Source organism: Streptomyces sp. NPDC055749 (assembly GCF_053617235.1).
This window is the reverse complement of the sequence record NZ_JBSHFH010000015.1, coordinates 2,990-20,403: the sequence shown is the minus strand read 5'-3', so window position 1 is coordinate 20,403 and position 17,414 is coordinate 2,990. Positions and strand designations below refer to the sequence as shown.

Annotated in this window: 16 protein-coding genes; 15 read left to right on the top strand and 1 reads right to left on the bottom strand. The window is 72.9% G+C overall.

The genetic code is table 11. The features are described 5' to 3' along the window. Positions 1-99: 99 nt before the first annotated feature. The 12 genes from ACWGO0_RS13930 to ACWGO0_RS13875 all read left to right on the top strand — a co-directional run bounded on the left by ACWGO0_RS13930 (position 100) and on the right by ACWGO0_RS13875 (position 13,439). On the top strand, positions 100-1,080 hold the full coding sequence (locus ACWGO0_RS13930; protein WP_453533018.1) for an ABC transporter substrate-binding protein: 981 nt from the start codon (positions 100-102) through the stop codon (positions 1,078-1,080). Continuing rightward, entirely contained in the window at positions 1,080-2,111 is a 1,032-nt protein-coding gene (locus ACWGO0_RS13925; protein ID WP_453533342.1) for a FecCD family ABC transporter permease, read from the top strand. The genes ACWGO0_RS13930 and ACWGO0_RS13925 overlap by 1 nt, the downstream gene beginning before the upstream one ends. Before the next feature lie 56 nt (positions 2,112-2,167). Next, a complete protein-coding gene (locus ACWGO0_RS13920) occupies positions 2,168-3,181 on the top strand; it encodes a FecCD family ABC transporter permease (RefSeq protein ID WP_453533339.1) in 1,014 nt (337 codons plus the stop codon). A gap of 80 nt (positions 3,182-3,261) precedes the next feature. Continuing rightward, positions 3,262-4,161, top strand: a complete 900-nt coding sequence (locus ACWGO0_RS13915; protein ID WP_453533016.1) for an ABC transporter ATP-binding protein — start codon at positions 3,262-3,264, stop codon at positions 4,159-4,161. A 58-nt stretch (positions 4,162-4,219) separates the two neighbouring features. Further along, entirely contained in the window at positions 4,220-4,357 is a 138-nt protein-coding gene (amiA, locus tag ACWGO0_RS13910; RefSeq protein WP_453533013.1) for a streptamidine family RiPP, read from the top strand. Between the two features lie 79 nt (positions 4,358-4,436). Then, on the top strand, positions 4,437-5,288 hold the full coding sequence (locus ACWGO0_RS13905; protein WP_453533010.1) for a hypothetical protein: 852 nt from the start codon (positions 4,437-4,439) through the stop codon (positions 5,286-5,288). Continuing rightward, positions 5,285-6,796, top strand: a complete 1,512-nt coding sequence (locus tag ACWGO0_RS13900) for a CocE/NonD family hydrolase (protein ID WP_453533007.1) — start codon at positions 5,285-5,287, stop codon at positions 6,794-6,796. The genes ACWGO0_RS13905 and ACWGO0_RS13900 overlap by 4 nt, the downstream gene beginning before the upstream one ends. Continuing rightward, positions 6,787-8,178, top strand: a complete 1,392-nt coding sequence (locus ACWGO0_RS13895; RefSeq protein WP_453533336.1) for a YcaO-like family protein — start codon at positions 6,787-6,789, stop codon at positions 8,176-8,178. Before ACWGO0_RS13900 ends, ACWGO0_RS13895 begins: the two co-directional genes overlap by 10 nt. A gap of 13 nt (positions 8,179-8,191) precedes the next feature. Next, positions 8,192-9,508, top strand: a complete 1,317-nt coding sequence (locus tag ACWGO0_RS13890; protein ID WP_453533004.1) for a nitroreductase family protein — start codon at positions 8,192-8,194, stop codon at positions 9,506-9,508. Next, positions 9,505-11,244, top strand: a complete 1,740-nt coding sequence (locus tag ACWGO0_RS13885; RefSeq protein ID WP_453533001.1) for an ABC transporter ATP-binding protein/permease — start codon at positions 9,505-9,507, stop codon at positions 11,242-11,244. Before ACWGO0_RS13890 ends, ACWGO0_RS13885 begins: the two co-directional genes overlap by 4 nt. After that, positions 11,241-12,995: an ABC transporter ATP-binding protein gene (locus tag ACWGO0_RS13880; RefSeq protein ID WP_453532998.1), complete on the top strand. Its 1,755-nt coding sequence runs from the start codon at positions 11,241-11,243 to the stop codon at positions 12,993-12,995. Before ACWGO0_RS13885 ends, ACWGO0_RS13880 begins: the two co-directional genes overlap by 4 nt. Positions 12,996-13,142: 147 nt before the next feature. Further along, a complete protein-coding gene (locus ACWGO0_RS13875; RefSeq protein ID WP_453532995.1) occupies positions 13,143-13,439 on the top strand; it encodes a hypothetical protein in 297 nt (98 codons plus the stop codon). Positions 13,440-13,463: 24 nt separating this feature from the next. On the opposite strand, the gene ACWGO0_RS13870 is transcribed toward ACWGO0_RS13875, so the two are convergent. After that, complete coding sequence (locus tag ACWGO0_RS13870) at positions 13,464-14,396, bottom strand: NADP-dependent oxidoreductase (RefSeq protein ID WP_453532992.1); 933 nt, start codon at positions 14,394-14,396, stop codon at positions 13,464-13,466. 103 nt (positions 14,397-14,499) lie between these two features. On the opposite strand from ACWGO0_RS13870, the gene ACWGO0_RS13865 reads away from it, so the two are divergent. From ACWGO0_RS13865 to ACWGO0_RS13855, 3 genes are all read left to right on the top strand, one after another. Next, positions 14,500-15,477: a GlxA family transcriptional regulator gene (locus ACWGO0_RS13865; protein ID WP_453533333.1), complete on the top strand. Its 978-nt coding sequence runs from the start codon at positions 14,500-14,502 to the stop codon at positions 15,475-15,477. A gap of 76 nt (positions 15,478-15,553) precedes the next feature. Then, positions 15,554-16,336: an amino acid ABC transporter ATP-binding protein gene (locus ACWGO0_RS13860; RefSeq protein ID WP_453532989.1), complete on the top strand. Its 783-nt coding sequence runs from the start codon at positions 15,554-15,556 to the stop codon at positions 16,334-16,336. A 65-nt stretch (positions 16,337-16,401) separates the two neighbouring features. Next, entirely contained in the window at positions 16,402-17,253 is an 852-nt protein-coding gene (locus tag ACWGO0_RS13855; protein WP_453532986.1) for a glutamate ABC transporter substrate-binding protein, read from the top strand. Positions 17,254-17,414 lie beyond the last annotated feature (161 nt).

Sequence of the window (17,414 nt, the reverse complement as noted above, 5' to 3'; positions counted from 1 at the left end):
TTATCATGTCTAAATCTCGGTGAGGAGAGGCCCGGTCCGGGGCGGCCCCCCTCGACACCGATTCGTCGTACCCGGACATCACAGAACAGAGGGCACGTCATGTCGCGCACAGTGAGAGGAATCCGCCGCTGGGCGGCGGTCATCGTGATGGGGTCGTTCCTGGCGGGGTGCGGCGGCGCGGGGGAGTCCGCGCAGGGGAAGGGCGCAGCGGATGACGCCGGCCCGAGAACCACCGTGGACGTCCGGCCTGTCGAGGCGGCCGGCACGATCACCGACGCCCAGGGCGTCACCGTCACCGCCGAGAAGCCGCCGAAGCGCGTGGTCTGCCTCGTCGCGTTGTGCGACGACATGCTCGCGGAGCTCGGCATGACCCCGACGGCCACCAACTCCGCGCTGCTCGCCCACCCGGCGTTCCTCGGGCCGGAGCGGGCGGGCCGGATTCCGGTGATTCCCGGCGGATTCCTCAGCCCGGAGGCCGAGGCCGTCCTGTCGCACGAGCCGGACCTCGTCATCGGCCTGGAGGACACGCACGGCAAGCTCGCCCCCGCACTGAAGGGCGCGACCACTTTCTGGCCGGTCCAGCCCTCCACCTGGGAGGACAGCGTCGGCTATCTGCGGAACCTGGGGGCGCTCACTGGGCGTACGGAGCAGGCGGAGGCGGCCGAGAAGCGACTGCGTACCAAGCTCGCCCGGGCCGAGGAGAAGAAGAGCGACAAGACCGCTCTGATCATCTTCGGCAGTGACGAGAACTTCGGTGTCGCGACGCCGAAGAACGACGTGGCCGCCGGACTCCTCCCGAAGATCTCCTCGTATCCGTGGGAGGGGCGTGGGGTCGAGGGCAGCTACAGCCTTGAGGAGATCCTCGCCCGCGATGTCGATGTGCTCTTCGTCGAGACGCTGTCCTTCGGTGAGCCGGACGGGAAGCTCTCCACGAAGCTGGCCAAGAACCCGCTCTGGTCCCGCATCCCGGCCGTCAGGAACGACAAGGTCGTCGAGGTGAACTCCGAGGTCTGGGCCAAGGGGCGGGGGACCCGTTCGCTCGGCATCGTCCTCGACGAGGCCATGGCCGCGCTGCGGTGATACGCCAACTGGCGGGCGCCCTCGCCCTCCTGGTGGTTGCCGCCGGTGTCGCGCTGTGCCTGGGTACGCCGTACGTGGCACCCCAACGGCTGCCCGCGGCACTGACCGGGGACGGTCTGGAGGCGGTGATCCTCACCGAGCTGCGGCTTCCGCGGCTGGTACTCGCACTCGCCGCCGGAGCCTGTCTGGGCGCCGCGGGCCTCGTACTCCAGGAGGCGCTGCGCAATCCGCTCGCGGTGCCGGAGATGATCGGCGTCTCATCGGGCGCCGCCCTCGGCGTCGCCGCCCCGCTGGTGCTGGCGTTGTCGGTCCCAGTGGCGGTGCAGCCCCTGCTCGCGCTCGGCGGTGCGGTCTTCGGCGGTGTCCTCACCCTCGTGGCCGCCGGGTTCGGGCGCAGCCCCTCCGCCGTGCTCCTCACCGGGGCCGCCGTGTCGGCGGCCCTGCAGGCCGGACTCCTGGTGCTGATGGTGCTGGCCGATCAACTGGATCTCCAGCTGATCTACCGCTATCTGCTGGGCAGTCTGTCGGCCCGCACCTGGGACGACGTGACCGGCCTCGGCCCCTGGCTGCTGGTCGCGGTGCCCGCGCTCGTGCTGTGCGCTCCGGTTCTCGGAGTGCTGCGGCTCGGGGACGACGACGCCCGTGCGCTGGGGGTACGGGTCCGATGGGCCCGGTTCGGTGCGCTCGGCCTCGCCATCGTGCTGATCGCCCCCGTCGTGGCGGTCTGCGGTCCTGTCGCCTGGGTCGGCTTCCTCGCGCCGCAGTTGGCGCGGCGGCTCCGCCCGGGCGCGGACGCGCTGAACCTGCTGCTGTGGTCCGCGCTCTGCGGTGCGCTCGTCGTGCTGCTGGCCGACCAGCCGGCCCGGCTCGCGCTGGCGCCGATCGAGACACCGGTCGGCGCGTGGACCGCGCTGCTCGGGGTTCCGGCGGGCGTCGCGCTGCTGAGGATCCGGCGTACCGGGCGGCCGGGACCGTCGGGGTCGAAGGCCCCGACGGGGCGTGAACTCGTGGTGGGAGGAGGAGACCGGTGAGCGTTCCGACCGCTGTGCGGACGCGAGTCCCCGAGAAGTCGCGCAGGCCGTTCACGCTGGGGGCGGGCGCGAAACTCTCCCTGCTGGCGGGACTCGTGGCCGTCGGGTTCTGCGCCTGCCTGTTCGCGGGGCGCAGCCCGTCCGCGGGCGAGGTGTGGGAGGTCCTGACCGGTACGGGCGACCCCACCGCCCGTCACATCGTGCTTCAGCTGCGGGTGCCGCGCGCACTCGTCGCACTGGGCGCCGGGGCGGCCCTCGGACTGGCAGGACTTCTGCTCCAGTCGGCGCTGCGCAACCCGCTGGCCGGACCGGAGGTCACGGGCGTCACCCCCGGCGCGGTGCTCGGCGCGGTGACGGCGACCGGGCTGGGGCTGGCGGGCTGGGAGTCCCCGACGGCGGTGGTCGTCGCCGCGTGCCTGGGCGGCTTCACCGGAGCCGGACTCCTGTGGCTGCTCGCCGGGCGCCGCAAGGGCGATCCGGAGGAGACGGCGGTGTACGGGGTGCTGGTGTCCGCCGTACTCGCCGGGCTCACCTCGATGGTGCTGCTGGTCGCGCCCGGGGAGCTGGGGAGCGTCGTGCAGTGGCTGATCGGGTCGACCGAGGGGCGGGTCTGGCAGCACTGGACGCTGCTGTGGCCCTGGCTTCTGGTGTGGGGCGTCGCGTCCTGCGCTCTGGCCGCGCCGCTGACGCTGCTGCGGTGCGGCGACGAGCAGGCGACTGCGGCGGGCCTCGCGGCCGGGCGGGTGCGGGGAGCGGCGCTCGTGTGCGCCGTCGCGCTGACGGCCGGCGCGGTCTCCGCCGTGGGTGCGCTCGGCTTCGTAGGACTGCTGGTGCCGCATCTGGCGCTCGCGGTATTCGGCGCCGACCTGCGGGCGACTCTGCCGGGCGCCGCTCTGATCGGCGCGGTCGTGGTGTGCGGCGCGGACGCCGGGGCCCAGTTGCTCTCCCGGGTACTGGTGGAGGGGCTGGGCGCCGAGCGGATGACCGTTCCCGCGGGGGCGTTGACGACGTGCGTGGGAGCTGTGCTCCTGCTCGCGGTGGCGCGACGCCATGGATCGGGGCAGCTGTGAACGGTGTGCCACGTGACACCTCACTGCATTCAGAAAAACCTCAGTGCGTTCGGAACACTTCAGTGCGTTCAGGAGGACGGATGACCACCCCACAGACCTCGCAGACGGGAGTACGCGAGGCGGGCGCGGCAGAACCCGCGGGCGCCGCCGCACCCGCGCACGACGCCATATCCGTGGACGGAGTCGGCTTCGGGTATCCGGGACGTACGGTCCTCTCGGACATCCGGCTGCGAATCGCACCGGGCGAGTCGGTGGCCCTGGTCGGCCTCAACGGCTGCGGGAAGAGCACCTTGCTCCGGCTCGTCGCCGGGCTGTTGCGCCCGTCGGCCGGCCGCGTGCTGCTGGCCGGTGACGACGTGGCACGCCTCTCCCGGAGAGCCACCGCCAGACGGGTCGCGCTGCTCCATCAGTCCTCGCCCTCGGTACCAGGCATGACGGTACGTCAACTGGTCAAACAGGGACGGTATGCGGCCCGTGGCCCTCTCGGCATGCTCAGGGAGGGCGACGACGAGGTGTGCGCGCGGGCGCTGGCCGATGTCGGGGTCGCCGACTGGTCGGACAGGATGGTCGATTCCCTCTCGGGCGGTGAGCGCCAGCGGGTCCGCCTCGCCATGTCCCTCGCTCAGGACACGGGCGTACTGCTCCTCGACGAGCCCACCACCTACCTCGACCTGCGCCATCAACTCGAAGTGCTGCAAACGGTGGTGAGGCTGCGGGAGGAACGTTCCCTGACCGTCGTCATGGTGCTGCACGACCTGGGCCACGCGGCGCGCTTCGCGGACCGCATCGTCGCCCTGCGGGGCGGCCGTGTGGCCGCCGACGGCCCGCCCGGACGCATCGTCACCCCCGGCCTGCTCGCCGAAGTGCTGGGCGTAGCAGGGCGGGTGGGCCGGGACCCGGTCGGCGGCTGGCCGGTGTGTTACCCAGATCACCCTCTGCCCGCCGAAGAGCTATTGCGAAACGATAATCGTATTCATTAGTGTCTGTGGTGCGTCGCCGACCAGGCGTCGCGGTCACACAAGCGAATGGAGATTCCTCATGGAGCAGAACAAGGTGTTCAGCCCGATCGCCGAGCAGGGTCAGCTCGCCCACCTGTCGGCGACCCACTCCAACGCCCTCGTCGAGAACCCCTTCGACGACGCCGAGTCCGCCGCCACCGGCGACAGCGACAAGTAACACCAAGTGAGCGGGCCCGCCCACATGTTGGGCGGGCCCGCTCCGTCTTCTCAGCCCACCCACACCTAGGAGCCCACTCGTGACCGTCAGCAGACTCGCACCAGGCGTCGAGCTCGTCACCGTGCCCGGACAGGGCCTCGCGGTGCGCACGCAGGACGGGGAGTTCCTGCGCGTCGACACCGGACAGGTGGCGGCGGGGGAACTGGTGGCGAGGTTCGCGGACGGGCAGGAAGGAAGCCCGGAACTGGAGAAGCTCGTGAAGGCGTTCGAGGACGCCGGATACGCCGGATACGCGGGGGAGCACCGGGCGCGACCGCTGGAAGGACGGGCGGTCCTCGTCCTGGGCGACGAACCGCTGGCCGGCGGCCTTGCGCGCCGTGCAGCCGCGGAGGGCGCCGAGGTCACGCGCCCCGGCCCCGACGAGGTCGCCGCGCTGGCCGAGGAAGGAGCCGGACTCCCGCACGGGAAGCCGGCCGTGGTGGTCTGGTGCCTCGACTCGCCTGTTCCCGAGGGACTTTGGGACGCCGCCGACCGCCTGCCCGCCCGGGGCATCGGCTGGCTGCGCTGTCACCGCGAGGGATTCCAGGCGTGGATCGAACCCCTCGCCGCCAGGCCCGGAGACGTCACCGCCGCCGACGTGCGCCTGAGACGGCTCGCCGCTTCCCCGGCCCACCGCGAACTCGCAGCGTACTGGGCGGGGCACCGGACGGGTGCGAGCCAGGGGCGGAGCACCGAGGCATCGGCGGCGCTCGTCGTGGAACTGCTCACCGCCGACCTGATCACCTGGGCCGGCGGCAGGCCCACAACGGGCCGCCTGCCCGCGCGTCGCAGGCTGCGCCGCGTGGATCTGCGTGACCTGACCGTCGGCGAGCATCCTGTCCTGCCGGTGCCCGCTGTGGCCCCGACTCCCACCCGGGGCACGCCCCGATGAACGCCGCCACGGTGCTGGTCGATACGGCCGACGGCGCCCGGCTGACCGCGGACCTGTGCCTCCCCACAGGCGAAGGGCCGTTCCCGGCGGTCCTGATCCGTACGCCGTACGACCGCCGCCGACACCGCGCCGAACTGCGCGCCTGGGCGGCGTCGGGCTTCGCCGCCATGGCGCAGGACGTACGGGGGCGGCACGCGTCCGAGGGGCAGTGGCACCCCTACCGGAGTGAGGAGGCGGACGGCGCCGCCACCGTGCGCTGGCTGCGCGGGCAGCCGTGGAGCAGCGGGAAGGTAGTGGCCCACGGCAGTTCGTACGGCGCGCACTGCGCGCTGGCGGTCGCGCTCGGTGCGTCAGTGGACGACCGCCCGGACGCCGTCGTCGCGGCCGTGCCCGCGCTGGGAGCCGCCGAGACGGCGCGCGAACCGGGCGGCCCCGAAAGGCTGCTGGCCCGCGCCGGCTGGTGGGCCGCGCACGGCGACCGCCGTACGTCCGACGACACCGCCCTGGCGGACGCCCTCGCACGGGACCCCCTTCTGCTCGAACATCTCCCCCTGGCCGAGCTTCCGTTCAGGCTGCGGCGGGACCTGCCCTCCTGGCCGCACCTGTGGCAGGCGGAACGCGATTCCGGCCTGTTCGCGCGCGCGGCTGCTGCCGCTGTCCCGCTGCTGGCCGTGGGCGGCACGCGCGACCCCTTTCGCGAGGACACGGTGGGGCTGTGGCGGCACTGGGGCGGCCCCGCCCGGCTGCTGATGGGGCCGTGGGGGCATGCGCTCACCGCGTCCCCCGGGCCCGAGGCCCGGCCCGAGCACCGCATCGGCCTCGGCCGGCTGTACGCCCGCTGGGCCGAGATCGCACTCGCCGGAGACCTCGCCCCGGGGCGGCGCGGTGTCACCGCGCTCGGCGGCAGCGGCTGGTGGGCGACCATGACGGACGGGCCGCCACCCACCCCGTACCCCTTCGGGACCGCGCTGCGCCCGCTCGGCGGGAGCACCTTCGAGGCCGACCCCGAACTTCCTCTGCGCTCCGACCACTTGAACGTACCGACGAGCGGTCGCACCGACCGCTGCCTGCTGGTCACACCGCCCCTCCCCAGACCGCTCGACCTGCTGGGCCGGGCCGAGGCCCGGCTGCTCGCGGTCGCGGACACGCCCACCGCCGACTGGGTCGTACGCGTCGTCGCCCTCGATCCGCGGGGCGTCGCCGACCACCTGGCGACCGGCGTCGTACGGCGCACCGACCCGGCCCACGAGGCCGCACGGTTCTCGGTGCCGCTCGGCCACCTCTCCCGGCGCCTGCCCGCCGGAACCCGCCTGCGTGTCGAAGTCGGCGGTCACCACTTCCCCGCGCACGCCCGCAATCCGCACTCCGGGGACGACCCGGTCATCGCGACCCGGCTGCGGTCCTCGCGCCGGTCCGTGCGGTTCGAGGGCAGTGCGCTCGCCCTGCCCGTCGTCGCCGCCCGGCACCGAGCCGCGCGCGTCAATCCCGCCCAGGAGATCTGCCGTTGACCAGCAACAGCGTTCCGTCCGCCCGTCTCTCCCTCGACGATCTCGTGGACCCCGTCTGCGGGCTGATCCGCGGGGTGGAACCCGTCGAGCACCCGGCGGGGGCTCCGCCCCGCTACACCGCCATGACCGCCGAGGTCTCCGACGCCCGGAGATTCGGGGCCTGGCCCGCCGACCGGGTCGCACTGGGGACGACCTTCGGAGACCCGGAGGGCGCCCGGATCGCGGCCGTCGCGGAAGCGGTCGAACGCTACTGCGGCAACCGCCTCCCGCCGCCCGGACACTTCGGGGCTCCACGGCACGCGACGGCGCGCCAACTCCTCGACGAGGGGAAGCGTTTGTACGGCCCTGGCGACCTTCCCCGGTACGCGCCCTGGCAGTACGGGCGCCTGGACTTCCCCTACCGGCCGTTCGACGTGGACATCCCCGCACTGTGGGCCGTCGGCGAGGAGGACGGCGCGGAGTGCTGGGCGCCGGTCGCGCTGACCCACCTCAACTGGCGCCAGGGCGAGCTGCGTTCACTGCCCCGCACCCACCATCTCAATTACGCGGGCATAGCCACCGGCCAGGGTTTCGACGACGCCGTGGAGCGAGGTCTGCTGGAGGTGGTCGAGCGGGACGCCCTGGAACTGTGGTGGCACCTCGACGGACCCACCCGGGGCATCGACCCGGCCAGTGTCCCCGGGCTGACCGCCGATCTGGACGGCTGCGATCTCGACGTCCGGATCGTCGAGATGCCGTCGGAGTTCGCCCCCTGCATGGCAGCGCTCGTCCACGACCCGCACCGCGGTATCCACGCCGCGGGCTTCGCCTGCCGCTACGACCCGGCGGAGGCGGCCCGTAAGGCCGTGCTCGAAGCCGTACACACCTGGGTCTTCACCCAGGGCGCGGTCGAACGCGACGGCTGGGTCTTCAAGGCGGTCGACGCCGGGATGTTCGCCCCCGGTCTGTATCTGGAACACCGCGCAGACCGGCGCTACCTCGACGACTGCGGGACCGACTTCTCCGCCGTTCGTGACCTCGGCGCGCACGTCCAGGTGTGGCTCGACGAGCGTGTCACCCCACTGGCCACCCGGTTCACCGACCCGGCTCACGGAGTCGTCGGCGTCGGGGACGTCGAGTCAGGCAGCCGCAAGGCCCTCGACAGCCGTCTCGCGGCAGGTGGCCACCGGGTGATCACCTTCGACCTGACCACCGAGGACGTCAGGGCGACGCCGCTGCGGGTGGCACGTGTCCTCGTCTCCGGCCTCGTACCCAACGCCCCTGCCGCGTTCGGCTACTTCGGCAGCCCGCGATTCGCCCACGCCGCCCTGTCCAGGGGATGGCGGTCGACGGAGCCGACCGGACCCCGGGACTTCACCCTCACACCGCCGCCACACATGTAAGAGGAGCCGCGACGTGCCCGTACCCATCACCACGGACGACACGGCCCGCACAGCTCTCGCGCTGGCCCGGTCCCGCACCGCACCCGGCCCCGACACCCCGGCCGGACCCTTCCCCCGCTGGACCGGGCGGCCGACCCCGCTCACCGCCCGGACCGCACCGGACCTCGACCACGCCCTGCGCCACTCACTCGCCGTCACCGCAGGGGTGCCCGGCGGGCGCCTGAGACCCGTGCCTTCCGCGGGCGGGCTGTACCCCGTCGACGCCCATCTCCTGGTGGGCGGCCCAGGGCCGCTGCCTCCCGGACGCTACGCCTACGACGCGGTACGTCACCGGGTGCACCGGCGCGGCCCCGCACCGGCGGACGCGCCGGACGGCACTCTCGTCGTCCTCACGGTGACCGCCCGGCGCACCGTCTCCCACTACGGGCACCGCGCACTGCCGCTGCTGCTCCTGGACACCGGTCACGCCGTCGCCGCACTGGCGTCGGCCGGTGCGGAGGGGATGAGCCTGGACGCGGACGGTGACCTCCTCGCGGCAGCGGCGGGCCTGCCGGGCCCCACCCGGTGGCAGCGGACCTGGCCGGGAACCACACCCCAACACCCGCTCGCCGCAGTGGCCTTCGGCCCGGCGGCCGAGGATCCTGCGGGTGCTCTAGAACGGTGGGCGAGCTGTCCTCCCGGGGTCGCCCCGCAGCCGGAACCCGGAGCCGGGGAGGCATCCCCCGCGCTGGAGGAGACCTGGCGCGCCCTGGACGCCGTCGCCGCTTCGGACGCCGGGCCGGGGGAGTGGACGACGCTGTCCGTACGCGTCCCCGAGAGGGCGCTGCTGTCCCGGCGCAGCGCTCCGCCGCCGCCGGCCGGCACACCATCGCCCGAGGACCTCGCCCAGGTCCTCGCCCGCGCGGCCGGGGCACTGCCCGCAGGGCCCCGATGGTGCGTCGCCACCGGGGGGCCGCAATCCGCACTGTTCCGGCTCGCACCCGGGGAGGCCGGAAACGCCGACGGGCCGTCGCTCCGCCCGCTGGCATCCGGCGAGGCCGGACCGACCCTGGCGGCCTGGGCCGCCGGCCAGGGCTGGATCGCCGATGCGGGGGCCGTGCTCCTCGCGTACGGATGCCCCGACGACGCGGACGCGCAACGGATTCGCCGCGACCATCTGGGCGCCGGATTCGCCGTGGGACTTGCCCAACTCGTCGCTACCACAAGAAATCTGTTGTCACGTCCGATCGGTTCCTGGCAGCAGGCCGACCTCGGTGCTGCGCTCGGCGGCCCACCCGGCCGTGAGCGGATCGTCCATGGACTCGCCCTGGGAAGAGGGGATCAGCCGTGATGCTTCACCCGGAGCTGACACGCGCCGCCCGCACGGCGCGCGGCGCGTTGCTCGGCGCCACCGCCCTGCTCGGTGCGGTGGCTCTCACCCACCTCGCCCAGGCGGTGCTTCTCGCCGTCGCGCTCTCCGCGATCGCGCGCGGCGACACCCGTCACCTCCCCGCGACTCTGGCCGGGGTGCTGGCGGCCGTCGTGGTGCGCGCGGGCCTGAGCTGGTGGCAGCGGCGCACCGCCGTGAACGCCGGGTCACGCGTCCGCGTCGGTCTGCGCGACGCGCTGCTGGAACACCTGGGCCGGCTGGGCCCCGGCCACATCCAGGGCGCACGCGCCGGCGCCGTACGCGCCACCCTCGTCGACGGTGTCGAAGGAGTGGACGCCTACGTCTCGCGCTATCTGCCCCAACTCCTGATCACCTGCGTCGTCCCGCCGCTGCTGCTGATCGCCGTCGCCGCCCTCGCGCCGTACGCACTCCTGGCCCTCGTGCCCGCGCTGCTGCTTGCCCTGCTCGCCCCCCGCTGGTGGGACCGGCTGCTCGAACGTCGTGGGCGTGAGCACTGGGAGACGTACGAGACGCTGGCCGCCGACTATCTCGAAGCCCTTCAGGGCATGCCCGCCCTGCGCGCGGCCGGGGCGGTCGGACGGACCCGTGGGCGGCTGGAACGACGCTCGGCCGCCCTGCACCGGGCCACCGTTGCCAAGCTGCGCGTCTCCCTCGTCGACACGGGCCTCACCGACCTGGCGATCCAGGGCGGTACGGCGGCCGCAGCCCTGGTGGCCTGCGCCTCCGCCGCTTCCGGGAGCACGACGGCCACCGGCACCTATCTGCTGCTGATGCTCGCCTCGGAGTGCTTCCGACCGGTGCGCGACCTCTCCAGGGAGTGGCACGCCGGATATCTGGGGGTCTCGGCCGCCGACGGGATAGCCGCCCTGCGCACCGCGCGGGGCGGGGTGCCGGACGAGGGGCGGGAGAGGGCGGAGTGGTCCGTCGCGCCTGACATTGCATTTGACCATGTGACATTTCATTACCCCGGCGCCGAGCGCCCCGTCCTGGACAGCGTCACCTTCACCGCCGAGGCCGGACGCACCACCGCCCTGATCGGCCCCTCCGGCGCGGGAAAGTCGACGCTCCTGTCCCTCCTGGTGCGCCACAACGACCCCGAACACGGCGCGGTGCTGGCGAGCGGCACACCGATCGAGCACTACACCCTCGACTCCCTCCGACGCGGCATCGCCGTCGTCTCGCAGGAGACCTACCTCTTCCACGCCACCATCGCCGACAACCTCCGCCTGGCCAGCCCCGGCGCCACCGACGACGACCTGCGGTCCGCGACACGCGCCGCCGGAATCCACGAGGAGATCGCCGCCATGCCTGACGGATATCTGACCGTCCTGGGCGAGCGGGGCGCCACCCTGTCCGGCGGCCAGCGCCAGCGCCTGGCACTCGCCCGCGCCCTGCTCGCCGACGCACGCGTCCTCGTCCTCGACGAGGCGACCAGCGCGGTGGACGAGCGCGGAGAAGCCCGGATCGGCAAGGCCCTGGAGGAGGCCGCACGTGGACGTACCTGCCTCGTGATCGCGCACCGCCTGGACGCCGTACGCCACGCGGACCGCATCGTCGTCCTCGACGGCGGACGGGTACGGGCCATCGGCGACCACAGCACGCTCATGGCCGAGAACGGCCTCTACGCGTCACTGGTCGAGGCCGGACGGACGAAGGAAGCGGGACGAGCGGCATGACGATCCTCCGTACCGAGGAGCGCGGGTCCCTCCGGGCGCTCCTGCCCGCACTCCGCGCGCACCGCCTCATGGTGGCGCGCACCTGCGCCGCCGCGCTCACCGACCAGGCCGCACTCGTCGCCCTGGTGACACTCGCCGCCCACACGGTCGGCGCCGCCGTGATGGAGAGGCAACCCCCCGCCGGCGTCACCGTGGCGGCGCTGATCGCCCTCGTCCTCGTCAAGGCACTCGCCACCTGGCGGGAGATGGACCTGAGCCACGATCTCGCCTACCGGGTCCTGGCCGCCTTGCGGGTACGAATATTCGACGGGCTCGCCCGGAGCGCACCGGCCCGGATCGGGGGCCGACGCAGCGGCGACCTGGCGGCGACGGCGATGGGGGACGTCGAGGCCCTGGAGTTCTTCTACGCCCACGCGATCGCCCAGCTCATGGCATCGGCGGCCGTCTTCGGCGCCGGCACCGCCACGCTGGCGGTCGTCGAGCCCCGGATGCTGATCGCGGTGCTCCCCGTCGCGGCGCTTCTCGTCCTCGCGCCGCTCCTGGAGGGGCCGGGCAGGACGCGGCGGGGAGCCCGGACCCGTACCGCAGCCGCCGAACTCTCGGCGGAGGCCGTGCAGACCGTGGACGGGCTGCGTGAACTGCTCGGCTTCGGCGCCCTGCGCGCCAGGCGCGCACGACTGGCCTCGGCCGGCCGGAGCCTCGCCGGTGCACAGCGGGCCGAGCAGTCCTGGGAGGCGGCAGCGGCGGCTGTCCGCGACGCGCTGGTGGTCACGGCCGTGGCGGGGGTCGTGGGGATCGCGGCGCAGGCGGTCATGGCCGGGCGGCTCGACGGGGCCTGGGCCCCGGCCGCCATGGCGCTGGCGCTCGGCACGCTCGCGCCCGCCGCCGAAGCGGCGGCGGCGCTTGGCCAGGCCGGTGGGCTGCGACCGGCCGCCGCCCGGGTCGGGGCGGCCGTCAGGGCACCGGCTGGCGCGGCGGAACCCGGCTCGCCGAAGCCCGTCCCCGACGGCCCGCTCGGCGTACGGCTGCGTGACGTGCGGTTCGACTACGGCGGGCGGAGTGTCCTCGACGGCGTCGATCTGACCGTACGGGCCGGGGAGACCCTGGCCCTCGTGGGCGTCTCCGGGGCGGGAAAGTCGACCTGCGCCCATCTGCTCGCACGCTTCTGGGACCCCTCGGCCGGCACGGTCGAACTGCTGCCCGCCGACGGCTCCGTACCGGTCGACCTGCGGGATCTGGCCGAAGCGGAGCTACGGGGTGCGGTCGCCGTGGTCGGGCAGGAGGCGCCGCTCTTCCACGGCACCCTCGCGGACAACCTCCGCCTGGGCGCGCCCGACGCGAGCGACAGCGAGGTGGCCGAAGTGGTGCGCCGCTGCGGCATCGACCGGTTCGTGGAGAGCGTGGACCTGCATGTCGCGGAACGCGGCACGACGCTCTCCGGCGGCCAGCGCGCCCGGATCTCCCTGGCGCGCGCCCTGCTGGCCGACCCCCGGGTCCTGGTCCTGGACGAGACCACCGCCCACCTCGACACGGCCGGGGACGCGGAGCTCGCCGCCGCACTCGCGGCGGCGTCCGGCACCCGTACGACGATCTGGATCGCCCACCGCCCGGCGACGATCCGCCGGGCCGACCGCATCGCGGTCCTCGACGCGGGTCGCATCGTCCAGGAAGGAAGCTGGGACCAACTCGCGGAGCAGGGCGGCGCTTTTGCCGAAGCAGTGGTTCCGGAGCGGGCCGGGACGGCTGGGTAGGCCGGGCGTGGGGGATTCCCGCACCCAGGGCCTCCCGCGTGGCCGCCCGCGTGACGCCACTGCGGATCGGCTCGTTGGGGAGGAAAATGAGTCAGTGGCGCAAATGAACAGCGTGCGGCTGACCTCGGAACCACTGCGGAGAGAGCCATGACCACTGCACACGCTCCCCACACCGACCACACCCATCAGCACGGCGAGGGCTGCGGCCACGTCGCCTTCCCGCACGGTGACCATGTGGACTACGCGCACGACGGCCACGTCCACCGGGTCCACGAAGGCCACGCGGACGAATGCGAGACCGGCGGGCACGCCGCCCACGAGAACCACGCCCACCAGCACGGCGAGGGCTGCGGTCATGTCGCGGTCCCGCACGACGGCCACACCGACTACGTGCACGACGGCCACCGGCACGCCGTGCACGACGGGCACTGGGACGACCACTGACCCTGCGCCCGCCGCGCGCGGGGGTCACTCGACGACGCTGAGGACGAGCTTGCCGGTCGTGCGGCCCGTTTCGCCGAGCTCATGGGCCTTGGCCGCGTCCGCCAGAGGCAGTACCGCCGCGATGTGAGGCCGCAGCGCGCCCGCGTCGGCGAGTTCCGCGAGCGTCTTCAGCCCGGCGTGGTCCGGCTCCACGATGGTGAAGCCCGCCCGCAGGCCCGACTCGGCCGCCACATCGGCGAGTCGGGCCTCCTCCGGTGAGGCGAGGGAGACGACCATGCCGCCCGGACGCAGGGTGCGCAGCGAGCGGGGGCCGTACTCCCCGCCGATGGTGTCGATCACCACGTCGATGTCCCGGGCCGCCGCCGCGAAGTCGGTCGTCCTGTAGTCGATGACCTCGTCGGCGCCCAGTGACATGACGAAATCGTGCTTGGCGGCGCCGGCCGTGCCGATGACATGGGCGCCCAGGGACTTCGCGATCTGGACGGCGAGGTGGCCCACGCCGCCCGCCGCCGCGTGGACGAGGACCCGCTGACCGGGGCGTACGGCCGCGGTGTCCACGAGGGACTGCAGGCCGGTGAGCGCGGCCACCGGGAGCGCCGCGGCCTCCACATGGGAGAGGGAGCGCGGCTTGCGGGCCAGATGCCGGGCGGGGGAGGTGACGTACTCCGCGTACGTCCCCGCGGGCTGCGGGAGGCGCGGCATCCCGTAGACCTCGTCGCCCGGCCGGTACATGGTCACTCCGAGGCCGACGGCCTCGACCGTGCCCGAGACGTCCCAGCCCAGTCGCACGGGCACGCCGAGGAGTCCGCCGGTTGCGCGGTGCCACCAGTCCGTCGGATTGACGCCGGCCGCGTGGACGCGGACGAGGACCTCCGAGGGGCCGGGTTCGGGGCGGTCCACCTCGGTGAGCTTCAGCACCTCGGGTCCGCCGAGTGAGTCCTGACCGATGGCGCGCATGTGCTGCTCCCTTGAGGGGTGGTGGTGGCTGTGGGACCAACCCTGCGGCAGCGGTCCAGCCGCTTCGAGTGTCCGGATGGCCATCATGTGGAAGGATCTGGCCATGCATCGCGTCGTCGTACTCGCCCTTGACGGTGTCTATCCGTTCGAACTGAGCATCCCGGTGCGGATCTTCGGGACCGCTGCCGGAGCCGACGGGCAGCCGCTGTACGAGGTGGTCACCTGCGGTCTGGACGGTGGCCCGGTCCGGTCGAGCGCCGACTTCACCGTCGGTGTCGAGCGCGGGGCCGAGGCGATCGCGACGGCGGACACCCTGGTGATCCCGCCGTTCGACTGCGGGCCCGACGAGGCGCGCGAGTGGCTGCCCGCGCCGCTGGCCGATGCGCTCCGCCAACTCCGCCCGGGTGCGCGGATCGTGTCGATCTGCACCGCCTCGTACGTCCTGGCTTCCGCGGGACTGCTCGACGGGCGCCCCGCGACCACCCACTGGAACGAGGCGGAGCAGTTCCAGCGGATGTTCCCCCTGGTCCGGGTCGACCCGGACGTGCTGTTCGTCGACGACGGCGACGTACTCACCGCGGCCGGGGTCGCCGCCGGGGTGGACCTGTGCATGCACCTCGTGCGCCGCGACCACGGCAGCGAGATCGCCAACCGGGTGGCGCGGCTCTGCGTCGTACCCCCGTGGCGCGACGGCGGGCAGGCCCAGTTCATCGAGCGCCCGGTTCCCGGACCCTCGGCGGCCACGACTTCGGCGACCCGGGCGTGGGCGCTGGGCGAGCTCCACCGCCCCATCCAGCTGGCCGAGCTCGCGGGCCACGCGCGCATGAGCGTACGGACGTTCTCGCGCCGCTTCCGTGACGAGGTGGGGGCGACCCCCGGGCAGTGGCTGACGCAGCAGCGGGTCGAGCGGGCGCGGCGGCTGCTGGAGACGACCGATCTGCCGGTCGACCGGGTCGCCGACGAGGCGGGATTCGGGACCGCGGCCTCCCTCCGGCAGCACCTGGTCGCGGGCATCGGCGTGCCGCCCTCGGTCTACCGCCAGACCTTCCGCGTCGGCGCCCCAGCACGGGTCGGCGCGTAGCGCCAGTCGTGGCACCCCCTCCGGCGGGAGTCCTCCCGGAGTGCGGCGTGCGCGTGGACGGCGGACGATGAACCTGATGAGCCGTTCAGCGGACACGACGAGACACGACGGGCCGGGCGGGACCGATGGCCTGGTCGTGCTGAACAACGTCAACAAGCACTTCGGTGCGCTGCACGTGCTCCAGGACATCGACCTCACGATCGGCAGGGGCGAGGTGGTCGTCGTCATCGGGCCCTCCGGAGGAGGGAAGTCCACGCTCTGCCGGGCGATCAACCGGCTGGAGACGATCGACTCCGGCGAGATCTTCATCGACGGCAAGGCGCTGCCCGCCGAGGGCCGCGAGCTGGCCGCGCTGCGCGCCGATGTGGGCATGGTGTTTCAGTCGTTCAACCTTTTCGCCCATAAAACTGTGCTGCAGAACGTCACTCTGGGCCAGCTCAAGGTCCGTAAGAAGAACAAGCAGGCGGCCGAGGAGCGGGCGCGCTCGCTCCTGGAACGCGTGGGTGTGACCTCGCAGGCGGACAAGTACCCCGCGCAGCTCTCCGGCGGTCAGCAGCAGCGCGTGGCGATCGCCAGGGCCCTGGCCATGGACCCGAAGGTCATGCTCTTCGACGAGCCGACGTCGGCGCTCGACCCGGAGATGATCAACGAGGTGCTCGAGGTCATGCAGCAGCTCGCCAGGGACGGCATGACCATGGCCGTCGTCACCCACGAGATGGGCTTCGCGCGGTCGGCCGCCAACCGCGTGGTCTTCATGTCGGACGGGCGGATCGTGGAGGAGGCGACGCCCGCACAGTTCTTCAGCGACCCGCGCAGCGACCGGGCCAGAGACTTCCTGTCGAAGATCCTTCACCACTGAGCGGGCCCGGGGAACCGGCACTCGTCGAGATCCCCACCGAGATCCCCCCACCGAGATCCCCAGGGATGATCACCATGAACGTTCCCAGGACATCCGCAGCGGCAGCAGCCGCCGCGCTCGCGCTCTCCCTGACGGCCGTGGTCGGCGGTTCCGCATGGGCCCAGACCGTCGGCGAGGGCAGCGGCCAGGACACGATCACCATCGGCATCAAGTACGACCAGCCGGGCGTCGGCCTGAAGACGCCGGACGGTACGTACACGGGCTTCGACGTGGACGTGGCGACGTACATCGCCAAGGAGCTCGGCTACGAGCCCGCCGACATCACGTGGAAGGAAGCCAAGAGCGCCGACCGCGAGACGCTGCTCCAGCGCGGCGACGTCGACTTCATCGCGGCGTCGTACTCGATCAACGACGAGCGCGAGAAGAAGGTCGACTTCGCCGGTCCGTATCTGCTCGCGCACCAGGACATCCTGGTCAGGGCGGACGACGACACCATCAAGAAGCCCGCGGACCTGAACAACAAGAAGCTCTGCTCGGTCACCGGCTCGACCTCCGCGCAGAACGTCAAGGACGAGCTCGCGCCGGAGGCCCAACTCCAGGAGTACGGCGGCTACTCGGAGTGCATCACCGGCCTGGAGAACGGGATCATCGACGCGGTGACCACCGATGACTCGATCCTCGCCGGATACGCGGCGCAGGACGAGTTCAAGGGCAAGTTCAAGCTCGGCGGCTTCAAGCTGAGCAACGAGAACTACGGCATCGGTGTCCAGAACGGCAGCGAACTCAAGGACAAGATCAACACGGCCCTGGAGAAGATGGTCTCCGACGGCTCCTGGGACGCGTACGTGGAGAAGAACTTCGGCCCGGCCAACTACCAGAACGAGCCCGCGCCGAAGATCGGCAACGTCGTCGAATGAGGCCGTACGCGGTCCGGCAGCCGGGCCGTTGAGGTGGGGCGCGCCCCCGGGGGCGCGCCCGGGCCCCCCCCCACCCCCAAACGCCGGGCAACCTGGTGGTGATACGTGTATGCGATTTCCAGCGCGGGGGCGTGTGGGTGGAGGGGGAGCGGCCCCACCAA